At 58.0% G+C, this 17,613-nt stretch carries 18 protein-coding genes; 8 read left to right on the top strand and 10 right to left on the bottom strand.

The window, feature by feature from the left end; all coding sequences use genetic code 11:
• Nucleotides 1–73 precede the first annotated feature (73 nt).
• Together AO065_RS21490 and AO065_RS21485 are read left to right on the top strand one after the other, a co-directional pair.
• Entirely contained in the window at nucleotides 74–1,735 is a 1,662-nt protein-coding gene (locus AO065_RS21490) for a methyl-accepting chemotaxis protein (protein WP_407072086.1), read from the top strand.
• A 353-nt stretch (nucleotides 1,736–2,088) separates the two neighbouring features.
• The gene (locus AO065_RS21485) at nucleotides 2,089–2,646 is read left to right on the top strand and encodes a nucleotidyltransferase family protein (RefSeq protein WP_043304809.1); all 558 of its coding nucleotides are present in this window, start codon (nucleotides 2,089–2,091) and stop codon (nucleotides 2,644–2,646) included.
• 3 nt (nucleotides 2,647–2,649) lie between these two features.
• On the opposite strand, the gene AO065_RS21480 is transcribed toward AO065_RS21485, so the two are convergent.
• From AO065_RS21480 to AO065_RS21470, 4 genes are all read right to left on the bottom strand, one after another.
• Complete coding sequence (locus AO065_RS21480; protein WP_032652184.1) at nucleotides 2,650–3,027, bottom strand: hypothetical protein; 378 nt, start codon at nucleotides 3,025–3,027, stop codon at nucleotides 2,650–2,652.
• A gap of 130 nt (nucleotides 3,028–3,157) precedes the next feature.
• Entirely contained in the window at nucleotides 3,158–3,355 is a 198-nt protein-coding gene (locus AO065_RS21475; RefSeq protein ID WP_004886734.1) for a hypothetical protein, read from the bottom strand.
• A gap of 152 nt (nucleotides 3,356–3,507) precedes the next feature.
• Nucleotides 3,508–3,798 (bottom strand): hypothetical protein, encoded by a 291-nt coding sequence (locus AO065_RS26780; RefSeq protein ID WP_235811644.1) that lies wholly within the window; start codon nucleotides 3,796–3,798, stop codon nucleotides 3,508–3,510.
• A gap of 92 nt (nucleotides 3,799–3,890) precedes the next feature.
• Nucleotides 3,891–4,517 carry a TetR/AcrR family transcriptional regulator gene (locus AO065_RS21470; protein WP_004886729.1) on the bottom strand — a complete coding sequence of 209 codons (627 nt, stop codon included), beginning with the start codon at nucleotides 4,515–4,517 and terminating at the stop codon, nucleotides 3,891–3,893.
• A gap of 109 nt (nucleotides 4,518–4,626) precedes the next feature.
• Here AO065_RS21470 and AO065_RS21465 point away from each other — a divergent pair, with 109 nt between their 5' ends.
• Complete coding sequence (locus tag AO065_RS21465; protein WP_004886727.1) at nucleotides 4,627–5,832, top strand: MFS transporter; 1,206 nt, start codon at nucleotides 4,627–4,629, stop codon at nucleotides 5,830–5,832.
• A gap of 39 nt (nucleotides 5,833–5,871) precedes the next feature.
• On the opposite strand, the gene AO065_RS21460 is transcribed toward AO065_RS21465, so the two are convergent.
• Nucleotides 5,872–6,813 carry an alpha/beta fold hydrolase gene (locus AO065_RS21460; RefSeq protein WP_004886725.1) on the bottom strand — a complete coding sequence of 314 codons (942 nt, stop codon included), beginning with the start codon at nucleotides 6,811–6,813 and terminating at the stop codon, nucleotides 5,872–5,874.
• 225 nt (nucleotides 6,814–7,038) lie between these two features.
• Between AO065_RS21460 and AO065_RS21455 the strand changes: the two genes are divergently transcribed.
• On the top strand, nucleotides 7,039–7,518 hold the full coding sequence (locus tag AO065_RS21455; protein ID WP_004886721.1) for a DUF6882 domain-containing protein: 480 nt from the start codon (nucleotides 7,039–7,041) through the stop codon (nucleotides 7,516–7,518).
• Between the two features lie 48 nt (nucleotides 7,519–7,566).
• Here the strand turns inward: AO065_RS21455 and AO065_RS21450 are convergent, their stop codons facing one another.
• Both AO065_RS21450 and AO065_RS21445 read right to left on the bottom strand, forming a co-directional pair.
• Entirely contained in the window at nucleotides 7,567–7,863 is a 297-nt protein-coding gene (locus tag AO065_RS21450) for a DUF3144 domain-containing protein (protein WP_004886719.1), read from the bottom strand.
• 170 nt (nucleotides 7,864–8,033) lie between these two features.
• Nucleotides 8,034–8,471, bottom strand: a complete 438-nt coding sequence (locus AO065_RS21445; RefSeq protein ID WP_004886717.1) for a DUF3592 domain-containing protein — start codon at nucleotides 8,469–8,471, stop codon at nucleotides 8,034–8,036.
• An 88-nt stretch (nucleotides 8,472–8,559) separates the two neighbouring features.
• Here AO065_RS21445 and AO065_RS21440 point away from each other — a divergent pair, with 88 nt between their 5' ends.
• From AO065_RS21440 to AO065_RS21430, 3 genes are all read left to right on the top strand, one after another.
• Nucleotides 8,560–9,003, top strand: a complete 444-nt coding sequence (locus AO065_RS21440; protein WP_004886715.1) for a GNAT family N-acetyltransferase — start codon at nucleotides 8,560–8,562, stop codon at nucleotides 9,001–9,003.
• Nucleotides 9,004–9,206: 203 nt separating this feature from the next.
• Nucleotides 9,207–10,202, top strand: a complete 996-nt coding sequence (locus tag AO065_RS21435; RefSeq protein WP_004886712.1) for a hypothetical protein — start codon at nucleotides 9,207–9,209, stop codon at nucleotides 10,200–10,202.
• A 212-nt stretch (nucleotides 10,203–10,414) separates the two neighbouring features.
• A complete protein-coding gene (locus AO065_RS21430) occupies nucleotides 10,415–11,368 on the top strand; it encodes a hypothetical protein (RefSeq protein ID WP_032652179.1) in 954 nt (317 codons plus the stop codon).
• A 39-nt stretch (nucleotides 11,369–11,407) separates the two neighbouring features.
• Here the strand turns inward: AO065_RS21430 and AO065_RS21425 are convergent, their stop codons facing one another.
• The 3 genes from AO065_RS21425 to AO065_RS21415 form a co-directional block, all read right to left on the bottom strand.
• A complete protein-coding gene (locus AO065_RS21425) occupies nucleotides 11,408–11,647 on the bottom strand; it encodes a hypothetical protein (protein WP_004886708.1) in 240 nt (79 codons plus the stop codon).
• A gap of 164 nt (nucleotides 11,648–11,811) precedes the next feature.
• The gene (locus AO065_RS21420; RefSeq protein ID WP_004886706.1) at nucleotides 11,812–12,483 is read right to left on the bottom strand and encodes a response regulator; all 672 of its coding nucleotides are present in this window, start codon (nucleotides 12,481–12,483) and stop codon (nucleotides 11,812–11,814) included.
• On the bottom strand, nucleotides 12,458–15,859 hold the full coding sequence (locus tag AO065_RS21415; protein ID WP_004886704.1) for an ATP-binding protein: 3,402 nt from the start codon (nucleotides 15,857–15,859) through the stop codon (nucleotides 12,458–12,460). Before AO065_RS21415 ends, AO065_RS21420 begins: the two co-directional genes overlap by 26 nt.
• A 504-nt stretch (nucleotides 15,860–16,363) precedes the next feature.
• On the opposite strand from AO065_RS21415, the gene urtA reads away from it, so the two are divergent.
• A complete protein-coding gene (urtA, locus tag AO065_RS21410) occupies nucleotides 16,364–17,608 on the top strand; it encodes an urea ABC transporter substrate-binding protein (RefSeq protein ID WP_004886701.1) in 1,245 nt (414 codons plus the stop codon).
• The last annotated feature ends 5 nt before the right edge of the window (nucleotides 17,609–17,613 follow it).

Genomic DNA, 17,613 nt, shown 5'->3' with positions numbered 1-17,613 from the left:
AGACGCATGCAGTGGCTCTAGGTCATGGCCTTCCGTCAAGCCTGCCTAAAGTTTCTAGCGTTGCGTCGATAGCATGATGATGTGTCATTCATTCGACGGAAGACAGGAATCCAGCATGCGCCTAAGAAATCTCAACGTAGCTCCCCGAGCTGCCCTGTTTTTCGCACTGATCATCGCTCTGGTGTTCGTGCTGGGCGCATTTGCCGTGGTGCAAATGGGCAAGCTGAGGGACGCTGAAAAAGACGTCGAACTCAACTGGATGGCCAGCATCCGACAAACGGCTTTAATGAATTCTGCTGTTCTTCGCCTGAGGCTTGAAACACAGCGTGGCCTGGCTGACCCTCAATCCATTCAAAAGACGATCGACGGCTTTCCTGGCTACCGCAAAGCATTCAACGATGCGGTGACAGGTTACGAGCCCCTCATTTCGGGTGACAAAGAAAGGTCGACTTATGCACCGGTAAAACAAAGCGCCGATGCCTATTCCAAACAACTGGATATTCTCGAACCGCTGATGAGGCAGGGTGATATAGCGGGTTCGGTCCAACTGGTCAGTACGAGCATTCGACCGCTGACGAACGCGATGGAAGATCAGATCAAAGACCTTACCAACTTCAACAACGAAGGCGCCGCTCGGGCCGGGCAAACCGCAACTGATCTTTACGAAAGTGGGCTCTGGCTTGTTGTCGGGCTGATCACGGTGGTTGTCATTCTGACGATTGGTTTTGCACTCCTGCTGACGAGAAGTATTACTTCACCCATCAACGATGCCTTGTCTGTCGCAGAGCGCATCGCAGCCAGTGACCTCTCCAAGGAGGTTCTGGTCAGCGGGACTGATGAAGCCGGGCGACTGCTGAAAGCGCTGTCGCAGATGCAGGCGAACCTTCGCACCACGATCATGCAGATATCCGATTCATCCAACCAGCTGGCGTCCGCCTCGGAAGAGATGACAGCGGTTACCGAAGAATCCAGTCGTGGTCTTGTTGCCCAGAACGACGAGGTCAATCAGGCGGCAACGGCAGTCACCGAAATGAGCGCGGCGGTTGACGAGGTCGCTCGTAACGCCGAATCCGCTTCCGAAGAGTCGAAGCGCACCCAGGGTTATACCGAAGAAGGTTCGGCCCGAGTGGCCCAGACGTTGAAGTCGATTCAAAAACTGAACGGTAACGTTGAAAACACCAGCGAACAGATTCAAGGCCTGTCGAATCGTGCCCAGAGCATTTCCAAGGTGGTCGAGGTGATTCGAGCGATTGCCGAGCAGACCAACCTGTTGGCATTGAACGCTGCCATCGAAGCCGCCCGTGCAGGCGAGCAGGGGCGTGGGTTTGCGGTGGTAGCGGATGAAGTAAGAGCGCTGGCCCATCGCACCCAGGTGTCGACACAGGAAATCGAACAGATGATCGCGGCGATTCAGACCGATTCCGATCTGGCAGTGAAAGCGATGAACACAAGCAAGGATCTGGCGACCGAATCGCTAGGCGTCGCTCAGGAAGCCAGTACTTCGCTGGACCAGATTGCCAAGGCCATCGTTCAGATCAACGAGCGCAACCTCATGATCGCAACAGCCTCCGAAGAGCAGTCCCATGTCGCCCGCGAAGTTGACCGCAACCTGGTCAGCATCCGCGAACTCGCCACCCAGAGCGCCGCAGGTGCCAGCCAGACGGCCAGTGCATGCGGTGAAATGTCGAAACTGGCGGTCAACCTGAACCAGTTGGTGAACCGGTTCGTGGTGTGATCGGTATTTTCGCGGGGTTGGTTGGATGGACGTCCGGTCTGATTAGGTCTTAGAGGTTTTCTGGAACAGCAGTGGGAATTTGCCATGAGGGTTTTTTGCCCTCCTGGCTGTCGAATGTGCGACGCGCCTTGCGGAAGTCGGCGACTTTTTCGACTACTCAGGTTCGGATAGGGGACATACGGAGCCGCGGCCGCATGCATCACCCAGAAACAATCATGGGGTAGTATCGATGGTAGTGGCGTTGCTCAAAGCTTGGTAGACAAAGCGTCATTTGCCTGGCAAGTGCCCCAGACGGTATCGAGGAGCCACGGATGGATACGATATTGAGTGCCTAAGAGCTGGTCAGAATAGCAATGACCAATTCCGCAAATTCGGAAATCATGTCCCGTTTGCCTTCACTTGGCTTGAGTCAGTGCATGCTCACTGCGGGCTGTCTGTTCCAGGCTGTCTGGAATCATCAGGCGCAGTTGCCGCCAGACTGGGGGGTAAAGGACTACGACGTTTTCTACTTCGATACCGAACTGTCCTGGGAGGCGGAAAACGAGGTCATCACCTCAGCTAAACATCTCTTTCATGATCTGGGCGTCAATGTCGACATCAAGAACCAGGCACGCGTCCATCTTTGGTATCACCAGCGGTTTGGCAGAGATTGTCCTCAACTCCAGTCGACCCGGGACGGTATTGATCGCTACCTCATTGCCGGCACCTGTATCGGGCTGGAGGTTGAAACGGGCGACGTTTACGCATCTTTCGGTCTGGACGATGTGGGGCAGGGGCTTCTCAGGATCAATCCCGGCAACGCCCATCCCGATCTGTTCGATCAGAAGGCGAAGAGTTATCAAGCCCGCTGGCCTTGGCTCCGGATTTTGGGAACCGATTTCTCTTCAGAGGCGACTAATACTTCCCCCTGATATTCAAGGCCCAACCATTGGGTAGTGCTTGATGCGGCATGCATGGCTATGGCCGTCGCCTTTGCACATACCATCCAGATACCGGTAGTCGACGCGCACAGACTGCCCTTTTTTGGGCCACTGCCGACGCGGCAGATCATTCTGGTAGTCCCTGGTTTCTGGCGTAAACGTGAGGATGGTTCCTTCCATCGGGCACTCTACAGCGGGCGATGTCGTACGTACCTTTAATACCTGTGCCTGTAATGTCGGATAAGGCTTTTTCAATACATCGGTGATGCGCAGTTCCATCCTGCAAATTTGCCACGTTGATGCCTGTACGGGTTCGCACAGCAAGAAGAGGGGCAAGAAAAACAACACGCTGCGTGTCGCATGACGATTCATCATTTACGTTGCCTTGAGCATCGATGTTCGGGACATTATCAGGCTCGTGTCCATCGAATCATAGAATGGTTTTGACGTTGTGATTGAGTGCCAGCCGCTCGTTGGTACAAGACATACGCAGGCTGGCGGATCAATGAAGGACCCTGCGGCTTTCCCCGATCCTGATTCTATCGAGCGCTCGGTTCAAAGCATCCAGGGCGTCGAGCAGGGCTTTTGCCTCAGCCTCCCGGCCATCGCCCCACAGGCGTTCAGCCATCGTATTCAGCGCCTGGATGGAGTGCTCGATATCAGCAGCAGTCGCTGCTTTGGCTTGAGATTTCTTTGGCATTGATTGACCTTACTCCGGCGCGTTGCTTCATCCGTTTCGGCGCGATTACATCACACACCAGAACATGAAATTGAGGACAGACCAAAAGGTTGAATTCGAGGGGATCAGTGCGCTTCACAATCGTGGCCTGCGCCTGCGCGTGAGGTCAGCCTTCACTGCGGGGCTTGTGGACAGGCTACATCCTCTCGAGTCTCCCGCTTGATCCATAGAGTATGACCTCTGATTGCTTCTGTTTCCTTGGACCATGACTCGGTGGCCCGGTAGCAACTGCCTTTGTAGTGCACAACGACCGTCCTTGGATAACCTTCAGGCTCATCTCCATCAAGACGCATGTCTGGATCTGGCGAGGTCATCGAGCTATAAGGCATGCAGGCTGCCAGCATGATCGATGAAAGTGCCAACACAACCTTTTTCATGTCAGTCCCAATCGATTCGTCGCTCATTCTCTTCCCGCACATTCATCACCTTCAACTTCCACATACCGGAAGACAACCCTGGAACAGGATTTAGCACACTTACGGCCAGCGCTTGTTGATCATTGGTCATGGGCATTGGCGCTCAGGCTATCCCACAGCCCCATTATTTGAGTGACTGCAGCATCCAGCGTGTCATGCGAAACACCGTCGCGCGCCAGTGTCGACAAGCCCAGCATGAAACTGTCGAACACGGCAGCAAGTGTCTCCGGCATTACCGTCCTCGGCAATTCTCCCGCTCGGATAGCGCGTTCGACACAGGCCACCAGGGCAGCACGGTTCATGTCTCTCGCCCGTGCGAGGGGGGCCGAGATGGTCTTGCTCTCTTCCGAGCAAGCGCTCATCAAGCCGAGCGACACCAGACATCCCTTGGGATGATCGGGCTCGCATTGCATTTTTGCCGAGCGACGAAGGGTGAGTTCAATCGCTTCTCTGGGCGCCAAAGTCTGATCAAACAGGCTGTCGGTAACCCGACCGTGGGTAGTGAGGTAACGCTCCATCACCTCGGTAAACAGGGCCTGTTTCGAGCCGAACGCGGCGTAAAAGCTGGGTGCAGTGATGCCTCCACCGATGCTTGCCTTGAGCTGGGTGAGGGAGGTGGCGTCGTATCCGTGCTCCCAGAATAAATACATTGCCTGAGTGATTGCCGCGTCACGGTCGAACGTGCGCGGACGGCCCATCTGTGCCATGTCGAATCTCCTTCAGAGGTATTTAAATACTAATCGATACATAAGTCGTTGACCACCTGGATGCTTCTCCCTATATTTATACCGATCAGTATATTAGTCGGAGGATGACATGGCGACAGATGAGCAGCAGGGCGGAAAACTTCCGTTGGGAGCATTACTGGCGTTGGCGATGACAGGTTTCATCTGCATCGTGACCGAGACTTTGCCTGCGGGGTTACTGCCGGAGATCGGCAGTGGGCTGGGCGTCTCGCCGTCGTTTGCGGGGCAGATGGTGACGGTTTACGCACTCGGATCGTTGCTGGCGGCGATACCGCTGACCATCGCCACGCAAAGCTGGCGTCGCAGAACGGTGTTGCTGCTGCCGATTCTCGGCTTTCTGATATTCAATTCCGTCACGGCGCTGTCCTCGAACTACTGGCTGACGCTGGTCGCAAGGTTTTTCGCTGGCGCCTCCGCGGGTCTGGCCTGGAGCCTTATTGCGGGCTATGCACGGCGCATGGTGGTGCCTCAATTGCAGGGCCGGGCAATGGCGATAGCGATGGTGGGAACACCCATCGCCTTGTCGCTCGGGGTGCCGTTGGGAACCTGGCTGGGTGGCTTCATGGGTTGGCGCATGGCGTTCGGGTTGATGTCAGGCATGACCCTTGTGCTGATCGCCTGGGTGCTGATCAAGGTGCCGGACTATCCTGGTCAGTCTTCCTCCGAAAGGATGGCACTGCGTCAGGTCTTTTTCACGCCGGGCGTGCGTTCGGTTCTGGGCGTTGTTTTTACCTGGATGCTGGCGCACAACATTCTTTATACCTATGTCGCTCCTTTTGTTTCCCAGGCCGGGTTGGCGAATGATGTTGATGTGGTGTTGCTGGCATTTGGTGTTGCCGCGCTGCTGGGCATCTGGGTGACAGGGCGTTTGGTCGATCACCATCTGCGAACGACCGTATTGGCCAGCCTCGCGACCTTCGCTGCAGTGTCGATTTTCTTCGGTTTGTTCCCGGGCTCTGCCTTGGCCATTTACATAGGCGTCTTCATCTGGGGTCTGACGTTTGGCGGCGCGGCGACGCTGCTGCAAACAGCTCTGGCCGACTCGGCGGCGGAGGGCGCTGATGTTGCGCTGTCGATGAATGTGGTGGTCTGGAACAGCGCTATTGCAGGCGGCGGGATAGTGGGCGGCGTGTTGCTCGACCAATGGGGCGCAGGATCATTTCCCTGGGTGCTGTTGGTGTTGCTGCTGGGCGGCTTGGTCATTACATCGCGAGCGCGAGTACATGGTTTTACCCAAGGTGTGAGGCAGTCCGGTCAAGTGGTGGCTGGTCATTGATGGGCAGGCAGCCTTGCGCTGCCTGCCACAGCATCCCGATTACCGTACGTTCTTGTCCAGAAACTCACGAATCACTGGAATGATTTCCCTGCCATGGGTTTCAAGGGCGAAGTGTCCCGTGTCATAGAAGCGGATGTCTGCCTTGGGAATATCACGCTTCCAGGCCTCCGCTCCGGCGGGAAGGAAGAACGGATCGTTCTTTCCCCAGACCGCCAGCAAAGGCGGCTGATACTTGCGAAAGTAATCCTGAAAGGTCGGGTACATCGCAACGTTCGAGGCGTAATCCAGTACCAGGTCGAGCTGAATATCGGCATTACCCGGCTTCGATATCTGGAGTCCTTCCAGCGTGTAGCCATCCGGTGATACCGAACTCTTGTCGGCAACGCCTTCGAGATATTGCCACTTGATCGATGCTGGTGTCGGGAAGTCATGCAAGGTTTCCCGGTTCTTTTGCGTTGGTTCGTGCCAGTACTTCTGGATCGGCGCCCAACTATCGCCCAGTCCTTCCTCATAGGCGTTGCCGTTCTGGGAAATGATTGCGGTCACTCGCTCAGGGTGAGCGACAGCCAGACGCCAGCCGACCGGGGCGCCATAGTCATGCACCATCAATGCGTATTTATCGAGCTTGAGCTGTTCAGTGAACTGGCCGATGGTCTTCGCCAGTTGGCTGAAGGTGTAGCTGTACTGGTCCTTCGCAGGCGCTTCGGTGAAGCCAAACGCTGGCAGATCCGGCGCGATCACGTGGTAACGATCGGCCAGTTCTGGAATCAGTTCACGGAACATGAACGATGAGCCCGCGAAGCCGTGGAGCAACAGAACCGTGGGCGAGCTGGGGTTGCCTGCTTCACGGTAGAACACCTTCACATCACCGACCTGCTCGTAGCGGTAGTGAACCGGATGGGTCGCATCGGCGGACTGGGCACCGCCAGCAAGCAGGGATGCGGCGAGTCCGGCTGCTGCAATCGATTTGGGAGAGGTCATGATGGCTTCCTGTGTAACCATTAAATTTGAGGTTTTAGGTTACGACTAGGCATGTAACCTGTCAAATACAATTTATTGGTTACTGATCGTCATGGATTCCATCAGGGCTAGCTCAAGAGGGCGGAGATGCCCCCGAGCGTGCTCTACGCAAAGAGTCCTGGCTTTTCGAAAGCCTCAGCAAGGCCTTACACTGAAAAAGTCCACTGAATAGGCAAGGAAGAACTGATGCTGGAGCAGACGTTTGAACATCTGCTGGAGACAGCCATGGCAGACCTGATGGCCAAGCAGGAGCAGCTCAGTCGTGATTATGGGCTGGGTAACATGGCTCGCTGGTGGCTGGATCAGGAGGCTGCTACGGTCCAGTTTTTCGATGAAAACGACCGGCTGGCCGTTGAAGGGCAGATCATCAACATAGGCTCTTTTTCACCCAGGCACGGCAGTTGGCTGTGGGCCTGGAGTAATCCAACGGTACTCACCGCCCTTCGTGAAAAAGCCCTGCCGCTGAAGCAACTGCAAGCCATCTCTGGCGCTGAGTGTTTTGGTGCAGAACAGGCCATCCAGTTGGAAGATGAGTCCATGGCCTGGGAGCTGGCTGCCGTCGCGGTTCACCATCTGAACGCACTGGGCTGCTATCGAGCACCAACGTCATCTGACGGCCCCGTTATCTTTCTGGCCATCACTCACTTGAGGCATATCAGCCACTGATCGATTGCGGCAAGGCATGCAGTGCCGCTTCGCCACGGCCCCTGTCCATCAGTCCTTACTGTCGACCTTGTAGCGGTCAAAATTCTGGATATGCTCGTCAAGATTGTCCTCAAGCATCATTCGATACTGCTCGCAGAAATACTTGACGATTTCCTCCCGCGCTTCGGCCATTTCAGTTCCGGATTTAAAGCTGCGTGAAGTCACCCATGCATTGAATCGCGTAGCGCCGAAGGTCATTGACGCGCTTACCTTGCCGAGGTCTTCGGGCTTGTCGATCTGCTGGTTTGCCAGACTGATATGAGCATCAGCCCGGTCATAAAATGCTTGGTCGGTTTTTTGTGTCATGGATAGTTGCCTGTCTGCGATGTTCGATCATTCAGTGGTGTGATGCAGCGTTTGATGCGTGCCCGAAACGGGGTACACAGTGCCATAAGTTGGTTTGCCAGGCGCGGTAGCCGACACTGCTGTATCGCCCGCCGCCGACACTTATAGGCCATGTAATTTCATCTGAATGCCTATGAGGGTCGTGCCGTGCTGCGTCGGCGGATCCATGCAGCCGAGTGATAGCCGCCGCCTGCGGTGAATACAATAGCGAACAACCCTGTTAACAGGGTCGCGCCCCATAACGCACCGGGGTCTTCAATGATTGCAGTACCGGACGGATTTTCGGGGCGGTAGCGTACGGTCACTGAATCTCCCGCCTCGTAGCCGAAGATAAGCCCGCTTTCGGGGTAGCTGACCACCTTTCCCGTGGCGTCGGTGAAGTCGATTTGCGGGTGGCTGCCGCCCGAGTTCAGAGCGCTGACATGACCTTCGGCGCGTTGCGCATCGGCCAGAAAGCCAAGCCGGTCCTGGCCCAGCCATAGGGCGATGAAAAGCAGGCAAAGACCCAGCGGTATGAAAATCAGCGCCCGGAGCAGATTGCCCTGGTTGGAAGGGGGTGTGGAGGTCATGGCAGGTCCCTTGCTTCATCCTTAACGGCGGGTATTACAATGAGGTCTCCGAAACCTGTCAACGATATCCAGGACGGAGGATCCATCAATGAAGCCGGTCGAGATTCAACAGATCACGCAACTTCCGTCGCAAATCCACATGCTGGAAATGCAGGCAGCCGAGGAGGGCTTCAGATTTCTGACACGCTTGATTGTCGAGTGGGGCAGTGGCGCCAATCGTTTTGACGCGCCAGGCGAATGCCTCATGGCCGCCTCGCTGGACGGTTGCCTCATCGGCATTGGAGGCGTTTCAGTTGATCCTTACATGCAGAACGGCGTGGGCAGGCTCCGAAGGCTCTATGTTTCACCCGTAGCAAGGAGGCAAAACGTCGGACGAGTGTTGGTTGAAAGGCTTGTTGAACATGCCGCTGGACACTTTCGTATCGTGCGGCTTTCCACCGACACGACTGACGGGGATGCCTTTTATTTACGATGTAGTTTCAGGAGAACGAATGAGGAGGGTGCCACCCATATCATGGAGCTTGGTCGTTAAGTTCTTCGATACAGTTCGTTGCGATCGGATGGGGCAAGCTTTCGGAGAACCTCTGGCTCGACCCCCACTCTTGATGGGTGAATCGAACATTCATTTCAACAAGCTGGCCCTACGTCAAACCTTCGATTTCGCGTCGCCCCACATGTGAAATACCGTTGCATGACTGAGTCTGCCCACCTGTCTTGAGGTTTTCCAGAGCACCCATGATCCCAATCAACCCCCTGGCCATGATGGTCGGTTTCCTGATTTTCATCTTCTCTCAAGTCTTGCTCGGGTTATTGATTGCCTGCCTGCTGGCCTTTTTCATTCCGCGTTGCAGGCGCTACATGCTGGCGCGGCGTTGGCGTTTTGGTTTGATGATTTTGTTCCTGACGCTTGCCAGCGTGCCCTACGTCTGGAGCGAGGTTACTGAGTGGCGTGACTGGCGTGCACATAATCCGCGGCTTGAACATGAGGAGGTGTTGGGCGACCTCGTGCTGCCAGCGGGTACGCAGGTCCGGCTGGAGTATCTGGAGCCGTTCAACGACTTGAGTGGCAATCCGGTGCCTTACGGTCTGCGGAGCCTCAAGCAGGCGAACTTCGACCGTACGCCAGGCAACGTCATGGGGCTACGTGTACGTAGTCTTGCGCTGTGGCAAGGCCAAGGTTCGGCGACGGTCGAGACAATGGCGGCCAACGATCTGCAAGGCTGGAAGTGCGCGCCGGGCGACGTCGAATTCCGATTCCCGTTCGGAGCCCCTTTCAACTTTTCCGAGTGGCGCTTTTACGGTTGCACGCTGGCGCCAGGCAGCACGCTGGGCGGCATTGTCTGGACGGGACCCGTGAAGGTGTTTTCCACGGAGAACGATGGATGGGAGGCAAGAGCCGGGGATACCTCTACCTCAATGCTGGGGATGGAACTGCGCTGGCTGAGCATGCGGCTGAACAGGCCTTATGGTGATGTGCTCGGATGGGACGGCGTATTGAATCGTGAGGCTGATTTCGGCCCTGTTCACTATCCCGTCGGCACTCAGGTTCGTCGCTATCGCCAGGCTTTACTCTTCAGCCCGCCACTGGAATCGTCAGCCCTGGATCGTCGTACGGGAACGTCCATCGAGGCTGACCATTCAATCTTGCAGCGTGTTTCAGGTGAAGTGCTGGGGATACGCCCGAACACACAGGAGGGTTTACCGTCCTTCGAGGACATCGAGATTCCCTGAGGTAGGACGGCCGAGACTCAAGCGTCGTGAACGCGAGTGCTTCAGCGCTGCGGAGGAGGGTGGCAGGCAGCGCTGAATCCTGTGCTATCGGTCTACGCGCTATCACTGGCGTCATGTATCCTTCGCCGCATTAACATCATCCTGACCTGAGGCATAACGTTGCTGGTCATGGCCTTCGCAGTGATTTCAAGCGCGGTGTATCTGGGGGCAGCATGTTGATTGGATACCGGTTCGAGCGCACCGCGCAGGGTGATCTACACATCCACACACGCAACAGACTGATGGATGGAATAGCGCTGCTGATGGGCCCCGTCGGTGTTGCCGCGCCGGTGGTGCTCATGGTGTGCGTGGCCCTCAATGGCGGATCGCCGCTGGTTGACGTTGAGCCATTGGCAGCGTTATTGATGGTGCTTGGAACACTGCTGTTATCAGCCCTTGGCCTGGTGATCATGGTGTACACCGGATACCGCGAGACCCTGCTCTTGTCGAGGCGTGAGAATGAGGGCAAGCGCCGCACCCGAAATTTCTTTGGACGCCGTGAGCGCGTGCTGGCGGTCTTCAACATCGATGCATGCGATCACCTTGAACTTCGTCGCCATCCCGACAGCAAGCCGATCTACACCCAGCTATGGCTGGTCATGCGCGACGGGATCGAGCATCGCCTGACGACCGACAACGTTCCAGTAGTGCCGGGAAGCAAGCGCACCGACGGGCTGCTCAATCAGTTGGCGGACTATCTGGACGTGGCAGTGCCTACCGAGGTCGTCATGCTTGTGTCGAAAGGTGTGGCAGAGACCTGTAAGCCCGCTCCAGCCCCTGCCAGAGTCAGTGCCGGAAAGGGCGTGAAGCAACGCCCGGAAGAGGAGACCGCGTCTGAGCCGACCGAAAAAATTGGCGTGCCTGCTCGCGCGATGAGCGCCCTGCTAGGAACCTTTTTTGCTGTGCTGGAGTTGGCTAACGTTTTCGACCTGGTGCCTTCTCTGTTTTCGGGAAGGCTGCGTGTCACAGGCTACCGAACGCGTCCGACCCTTTATTACTGGGATGAGCGACCGCTGGCTTTTTCATTTCATATGCTGGCTGGCATTGCTGAAGTGCTGATCATCGGTACCATCGCCTGGACGTGCCTGCGCATCGCGATCCGGGGCTGGATCAAGTCCAGTCCCTGAAAGGCGGGCGGCAAGAAGAGAGCAACCGCGCATGCAAACCTATTTCTTCAGCGCCTTGGCCTCTGCAGCGAGGCACTCCAGGGCAAACTGTTCGGTGTAGGTCATCTGAATCGGAGTGGTTTCACCCTTGACGGTTCTTTCGCCTTCCAGGATGTACTTGATGCGCTTGTCAGTGACCCCTATACGCTTGGCGATCCACGACGGTGTCTGGCCGATGCGTGAAATCAGCTTGTCGGCGTATTCGGTGGAGGGGTTGTAGTGTTCTGCGTTGGGTGTCATGTGAAGTCCAGACAGGAAGGTTGGGCAAGGTGCATTTGAGTTTTATGCAACACGGTGCGCTATTTGTTGGATTATGTCTGCAATGGTCAACCATCTTCGTTATTCAAAAGCGTCCTGAGCGTTGGCGCTCTAGCCGCAATCGCTCATGAATAGAACGCTTCATTCTAGACCCCGCCCGCCATTACCCCCAACGCCACCGACGTCGCTGCCGTCCGCGTCTCGACCCCCAGCTTGATGTAGATATGCTCCAGATGCTTGTTCACCGTCCGTGGACTCAGTTGCAGGATGTCGGCGATGTCCTTGTTGGTCTTGCCGCACGACACCCAGCGCAGGACTTCGATTTCGCGGTCGGTCAGTTGGAACCGGCTGGAGAGTTTTCCGTAGGCGGGTTTGTCGTCGAAGCTGGCGGGTTGCGAGGCGTTGCGGGCCGATTGCAGGATGCGTGCGGTACGCAGGTGGGAGGCAACGCGGGCGAGGACTTCGGTGCACTGGATCGGTTTGGTCACGTAGTCGATGGCGCCTGCTTCGAAGCCTTGCACCACATGTTCGCTGTCGGTGAGGGCGGTCATGAACAGCACCGGGATGTTGGCCGTGTCGGGTTGGGCCTTGATCTGGCGGCAGGTCTCGAACCCGTTCATGCCCGGCATCATGGCGTCGAGCAGGATCAGATCGGGGCGGCGGCGCTGGATGCGGGTCAGCGCGCTGTGGCCGTCCAGCGCGACCAGCACCATGTAGCCCGCCTCGTCCAGCGCATCGGAGAGCAGCGCGAGGTTGTCGGGCACGTCGTCGACGATGAGGATGATGCCGTTTTCAGCGGCTCGGGTCATTGCGTCCATGGAGCGCCTCTTTCAATTGGTGGCTGAGTTCATCCAGGCGAAAGCCTGAAGCCAGGGTGCGCAACTCGGCGACGAAGCCGCTACTGCCTGCGCCATCACGTTCTATTGCGTCGAGTTTTTGCTGAATGCCCCGGACGTAGCCCAGGCCACACAATTCATAGAGTTCTTCGAGGTCCATCCGCGATGGCAGTACGCGGGGAGAGGGCGCAGGTGTCGGAGCGTTGTGCGCGCGACGCAGCCAGGTCAGTTGCAGGTGATGTTGCAGGCGGTCCAGCAGTCGTTGCAGGTGCACGGGTTTGGGCAGGTAGTCGTTGCACACTTGCAGGTTGCGCTCCTTGTCGTCGGCGAACCCGCTGGCGTTGGCCGACAACACGATGATCGGCGCCTGGGACAAGGCGTTGCGACGGATCAGACGGCTGGCGGCCCAGCCGTCCATGTCGGGCATGGAGAGGTCCATCAGGATCAGGTCCGGGTGCAGCAGCGAAACCTGTCTGATCGCCTCCTGCCCGTTGGCCGCCTGCGCGACGTCAAAACCGAGAGGCGCGAGCATGCCGCTGATGACCTTTCGGTGTTCGATGTGATCGTCCACCACCAGAATCAGCCGCCGTGGCCCTTCGTAGCCAATGAGGTCATGGTCCACGGCGACGACGGCCTTGGGCACGCGGACTTCCGAGAGGAACAGCCGCACCTGAAAGCGTGTGCCCTCATCCGGCTGGCTGGTGACCGACAGCGCGCCGCCCATCAGGGCGGTGAGCATGCGGGTGATGGTGAGGCCCAGGCCGACGCCGTTGTCCTGACGCACCAGTCCGCCGCGCTCGAAAGGCTGAAAGATTCGTTCCAGCTGTTCCGGGGCGATGCCGATGCCAGTGTCGATGATGTCGAAGATTGCCGTTTCCAGGCGGTAGCTGACCCGCAGGCAGACCTCGCCGCTGTCGGTGAAGTTGATCGCGTTGCCCAGCAGGTTGATCAGGATCTGGCGCACGCGCTTTTCATCGCCGCGCACCACATCCGGCATGCGCCCGACCAGCTCCATGCGCAGGGTCAGGCCCTTGTCCCGTGCCGGGCCGGTGAACATTTTCTGCAGGTCATCGAGGAATTCCCGAAAGAGGATTTCCGAAGGCTCCAGACGCAGTTTGCCCGCCTCGATCTTGGCCACGTCGAGCAGGCCGTCGATCAGCGACAGCAGGTGCGAACTGCTGCGCATGATGGTCGCCAGTGAGTCCTGATGCTTGCTTGGCGTGGCGGCATCGCGTTGCAGAATCTGGGTGAAGCCGAGAATGCTGTTCAGCGGCGTGCGCAGCTCGTGGGACAGACCGGTGACGTAGCGGCTCTTCGCCGCGTTGGCCGCTTCCGACGCCTCCTTGGCTTCCTGCAAGGCCTGATCGGTCTTGTGGTGGGCTTCGATTTCCTGCATCAGCAAAGCGGTCTGGCGTTCGGACTCTTCCAGCGCCACGCGACGGCTCTCCCGGGTCAGCACCACCCACCAGGCCAGCACACCGGCGAAAACGCAGCAGGTCAGGAAGGCCTTGAGGAAGGCCAGCATCAGCGTGTGGTGAGCCTGTGGCGATTGGTCGGTGAGGCCGTGTGAAACCTGGCTGTAGATCAACGCCAGTGCACCCGACAGGCCGAGCACCAGCACGCTCAGCAAACCCAGGTATTGCATGAGGCGGGTGTGCAGGTAGCGGCGGGGCAGGCGAGGCAGCAGGCGGCCGATCAGGTCTTCGAACTGCATGGACAGTCGCGAACGGGTCTTGCACTGATCTCCGCAGCGGGCGTCCAACGAGCAGCACAACGAGCAGATCGGCGAGCCGTAGGCCGGGCACCAGGCCATGTCCGGGGATTCGAAAGCGTTGTTGCAGACGCCACACTGCAGGCTCGCTTGCCGACCCGTCGGGAAGAGCAGCAGCGGGTCGCTGTCACGCGCCAGGTAGTAGCGGCCCTTGGTCAGCCAGGCGATCAGCGGCGCGGCGATCATCGCGGTGGTCAGGGAAATCAGCGGCGGCGCGGCTCTGGCCAGTTCGCCGAGCGCGCCGAAGTGAGCGCAGATGGACAGCAGCGATGCGATGAACATCGCACCGACGCCCACCGGATTGATGTCGTACAGGTGCGCACGCTTGAACTCGATGTGCCTGGGTGACAGGCCCAACGGTTTGTTGATCACCAGATCGGCCACCAGCGCACCGATCCAGGCGATGGCGACGTTGGCGTACAGGCCCAGCACTTCTTCAATGGCGTCGAACACGCCCAGTTCCATGAGGATGAGCGCGATGGCGACGTTGAACACCAGCCAGATCACACGTCCGGGGTGGCTGTGGGTGACGCGGGCGAAGAAGTTCGACCAGGCCAGCGATCCGGCGTAGGCGTTGGTCATGTTGATCTTGATCTGGGAAATGATCACGAACAGCACCATGGCCGCGAGCGCCCATTCCGGTGACAGAAACACGTAGTTGAAGGCCACCAGGTACATCTGCGTCGGCTCTGCCGCGCGTTCGATGGGCACCTGATGTTGCAGGGCGAGAAAGGCCAGAAAGGCACCGGCCATGATCTTAAGGCCTCCCGGGATCACCCAGCCGGGGCCGGCCATCAATAGCGCGGCCCACCAGCGTTTGCGGTTGCGACGGGTTTTCTCTGGCAGGAAACGCAGGTAGTCCACCTGTTCACCGATCTGGGTTACCAGTGACAGCGCCACACTGAACGCCGCGCCGAACAGCAGCAGGTTGAAGGTGCCGCCTTCACCTTCGCGACCGGCGAACGAGGTGAGGTCCGAAAGTGCGTCCGGGTTTTTCCAGATCACGAACACGTAGGGCACGATCAGCAGGGTCAGCCACAAGGGTTGTGACCACATCTGCAGGCGGCTGATCAGGGTGATGCCGTAGGCCACCAGCGGAATGACGATGATCGAGCAGATCACGTACGCCAGCGCCAGCGGAATGTGGAAATACAACTCCAGCGCCAGCGCCATGATCGCCGCTTCCAGGGCGAAGAACAGGAACGTGAAGCTGGCGTAGATCAGTGACGTGATGGTCGAGCCGATGTAGCCGAACCCTGCGCCGCGGGTCAGCAGGTCCATGTCCACGCCATAGCGCGCGGCGTAATAGCTGATGGGCAGACCGGTCAGGAAAATCACCACCGCCATGGCAATGATCGCCCACAGTGTATTGGTGAAGCCGTAGCTCATCACCAGCGCGCCACCGATGGCCTCCAGCGCCAGAAACGACACGGCCCCGACCGCGGTGTTGGCGATACGGAATTCCGACCATTTGCGAAACGATTTGGGCGTAAAACGTAGGGCGTAGTCTTCCATGGTCTCGTCGGCGACCAGCCGGTTGTAATCGCGGCGCACTTTGATGATGCGTTGAGAGCCAGAGGGGCGCACTGAGTGGATTCCTGAGGGTTAATGACTCACGCAAATCCCTGTACGTTGCCGACGTGGGTGGGAGGCAGCAACTTCTGTGCCTGTCTGGCAGCAACATTCGTGGGAGGCCCTACCACGTCTTCGACGCAGCGCGGTCTCGCAGCAGACACTGGACCACAGAAAAATAGCGTTTCTTCAGTGGGTTACAGGATGTTTGCCAGTAGGCGGCGTTTCGGCGATCTGCCAGGCATCGGCAGCAGAACCTGCACATGCGCTGTGTCAGCGGTAATCAGGGGCCGCTGCGCAGCCCATCGCTGCCGTCTTACGCATGTCTACTTTCAGCAAAATGACGTTCCGCACAGGCGCAATCATGCCCTTGATCCTGCCGATGCGCCCTACGTCAAATGACGTATGCCGATACGTCATGCTGCGTATACCCCGTTTCCGGCGTCACGCTCATTCTTGCTCCTACTCGCGACGGCTCTGACCGGTCTCGCCGCGACTCACCAGCACAGGAGCGGGAACATGGATTCACGACAGACAGGCCCCATACGCTTTTTTCCCCGACGCCTAGCGTTGGGTGCGGCAGCGCTCTCGCTGATTGCCGCCAGTGTGTTCAGCCAGGCGACCCTGGCCGATGAAGCCAATACCACCGGCCTTGCCGTGACGGCCACCGAAGTGACCGTCGGCCAGTTGCACTCGGCCACTGGCACCATGGCGATCTCCGAGACCGGCTCGATCCAGGCCGAGCGGCTGGCCATCGACCAGATCAACGCGTCGGGTGGCATCCTCGGGCGGCAGATCAAGATCGTTCAGGAAGACGGTGCGTCGGACTGGCCGACCTTCGCCGAAAAAGCCAAGAAACTTCTGGTTGGCGACAAGGTGGCGGCCGTGTTCGGCTGCTGGACCTCGGCCTCGCGCAAGGCCGTGTTGCCGGTGTTCGAGAAGGAAAACGGCCTGTTGTACTACCCGACCTTCTACGAAGGGCTGGAACAGTCGAAAAACGTGATTTACACCGGCCAGGAAGCCACCCAGCAGATCCTCGCCAGCCTCGACTGGATCGCCAAAGAGAAGGGCGCCAAGACCTTCTACCTGATCGGCTCGGATTACATCTGGCCGCGCACCTCCATGAAGATCGCCCGCAAGCACATCGAGAATGTCCTGCACGGCACGGTGGTCGGCGAAGACTATTACCCGCTGGGCAACACCCAGTTCGGTTCGCTGATCAACAAGGTCAAGTTGAAAAAAACCGACGTGGTATTCGCCGCTGTCGTGGGCGGCTCCAACGTGGCGTTCTACAAGCAGCTCAAGGCCGCAGGCGTGACCTCGGCCAAACAGAACCTGCTGACCCTGTCGGTGACCGAGGATGAATTGCTGGGCATCGGCGGCGAAAACATGCAGGGCTTCTATGCCTCGATGAAGTACTTCCAGAGCCTCGACAACCCGAACAATAAAGCCTTCGTGGAAGCGTTCAAGGCCAAGTACGGCAAGGACTCGGTGATGGGTGACGTGACCCAGGCTGCCTATCTCGGACCCTGGTTGTGGAAGGCCGCCGTCGAGAAAGCCGGCAGTTTCGACGTCGACAAGGTGGTTGCCGCTTCGCCAGGCATCGAGCTGAAAACCGCGCCGGAAGGTTACGTCAAGGTTCACGAGAACCATCACCTGTGGAGCAAGACCCGCATCGGCGAAGTCCAGGCTGACGGTCAGTTCAAGGTGATCTACGAGTCGGACCTGATCGAGCCCAATCCTTTCCCCAAGGGTTACCAATAACAGCG

This window comes from Pseudomonas viridiflava, from assembly GCF_001642795.1.
Lineage (GTDB): Bacteria > Pseudomonadota > Gammaproteobacteria > Pseudomonadales > Pseudomonadaceae > Aquipseudomonas > Aquipseudomonas viridiflava.
The sequence above is the reverse complement of the archived record's forward strand: the minus strand, read 5'-3'. Positions and strand labels throughout refer to the sequence as shown.

What these genes read in the sequence shown, in the direction of transcription:
- AO065_RS21465 (WP_004886727.1), top strand. Translation starts at nt 4,627, where the DNA reads ATGGCGACAGATGAGCAGCAGGGCGGAAAACTTCCGTTGGGAGCATTA.
- urtA (WP_004886701.1), top strand. Translation starts at nt 16,364, where the DNA reads ATGGATTCACGACAGACAGGCCCCATACGCTTTTTTCCCCGACGCCTA.
- AO065_RS21445 (WP_004886717.1), bottom strand. Translation starts at nt 8,471, where the DNA reads ATGACCTCCACACCCCCTTCCAACCAGGGCAATCTGCTCCGGGCGCTG.
- AO065_RS21435 (WP_004886712.1), top strand. Translation starts at nt 9,207, where the DNA reads ATGATCCCAATCAACCCCCTGGCCATGATGGTCGGTTTCCTGATTTTC.
- AO065_RS21440 (WP_004886715.1), top strand. Translation starts at nt 8,560, where the DNA reads ATGAAGCCGGTCGAGATTCAACAGATCACGCAACTTCCGTCGCAAATC.
- AO065_RS21475 (WP_004886734.1), bottom strand. Translation starts at nt 3,355, where the DNA reads ATGCCAAAGAAATCTCAAGCCAAAGCAGCGACTGCTGCTGATATCGAG.
- AO065_RS21470 (WP_004886729.1), bottom strand. Translation starts at nt 4,517, where the DNA reads ATGGCACAGATGGGCCGTCCGCGCACGTTCGACCGTGACGCGGCAATC.
- AO065_RS26780 (WP_235811644.1), bottom strand. Translation starts at nt 3,798, where the DNA reads ATGAGCGACGAATCGATTGGGACTGACATGAAAAAGGTTGTGTTGGCA.
- AO065_RS21460 (WP_004886725.1), bottom strand. Translation starts at nt 6,813, where the DNA reads ATGACCTCTCCCAAATCGATTGCAGCAGCCGGACTCGCCGCATCCCTG.
- AO065_RS21420 (WP_004886706.1), bottom strand. Translation starts at nt 12,483, where the DNA reads ATGGACGCAATGACCCGAGCCGCTGAAAACGGCATCATCCTCATCGTC.
- AO065_RS21485 (WP_043304809.1), top strand. Translation starts at nt 2,089, where the DNA reads ATGACCAATTCCGCAAATTCGGAAATCATGTCCCGTTTGCCTTCACTT.
- AO065_RS21490 (WP_407072086.1), top strand. Translation starts at nt 74, where the DNA reads ATGATGATGTGTCATTCATTCGACGGAAGACAGGAATCCAGCATGCGC.
- AO065_RS21455 (WP_004886721.1), top strand. Translation starts at nt 7,039, where the DNA reads ATGCTGGAGCAGACGTTTGAACATCTGCTGGAGACAGCCATGGCAGAC.
- AO065_RS21450 (WP_004886719.1), bottom strand. Translation starts at nt 7,863, where the DNA reads ATGACACAAAAAACCGACCAAGCATTTTATGACCGGGCTGATGCTCAT.
- AO065_RS21425 (WP_004886708.1), bottom strand. Translation starts at nt 11,647, where the DNA reads ATGACACCCAACGCAGAACACTACAACCCCTCCACCGAATACGCCGAC.
- AO065_RS21480 (WP_032652184.1), bottom strand. Translation starts at nt 3,027, where the DNA reads ATGAATCGTCATGCGACACGCAGCGTGTTGTTTTTCTTGCCCCTCTTC.
- AO065_RS21430 (WP_032652179.1), top strand. Translation starts at nt 10,415, where the DNA reads ATGTTGATTGGATACCGGTTCGAGCGCACCGCGCAGGGTGATCTACAC.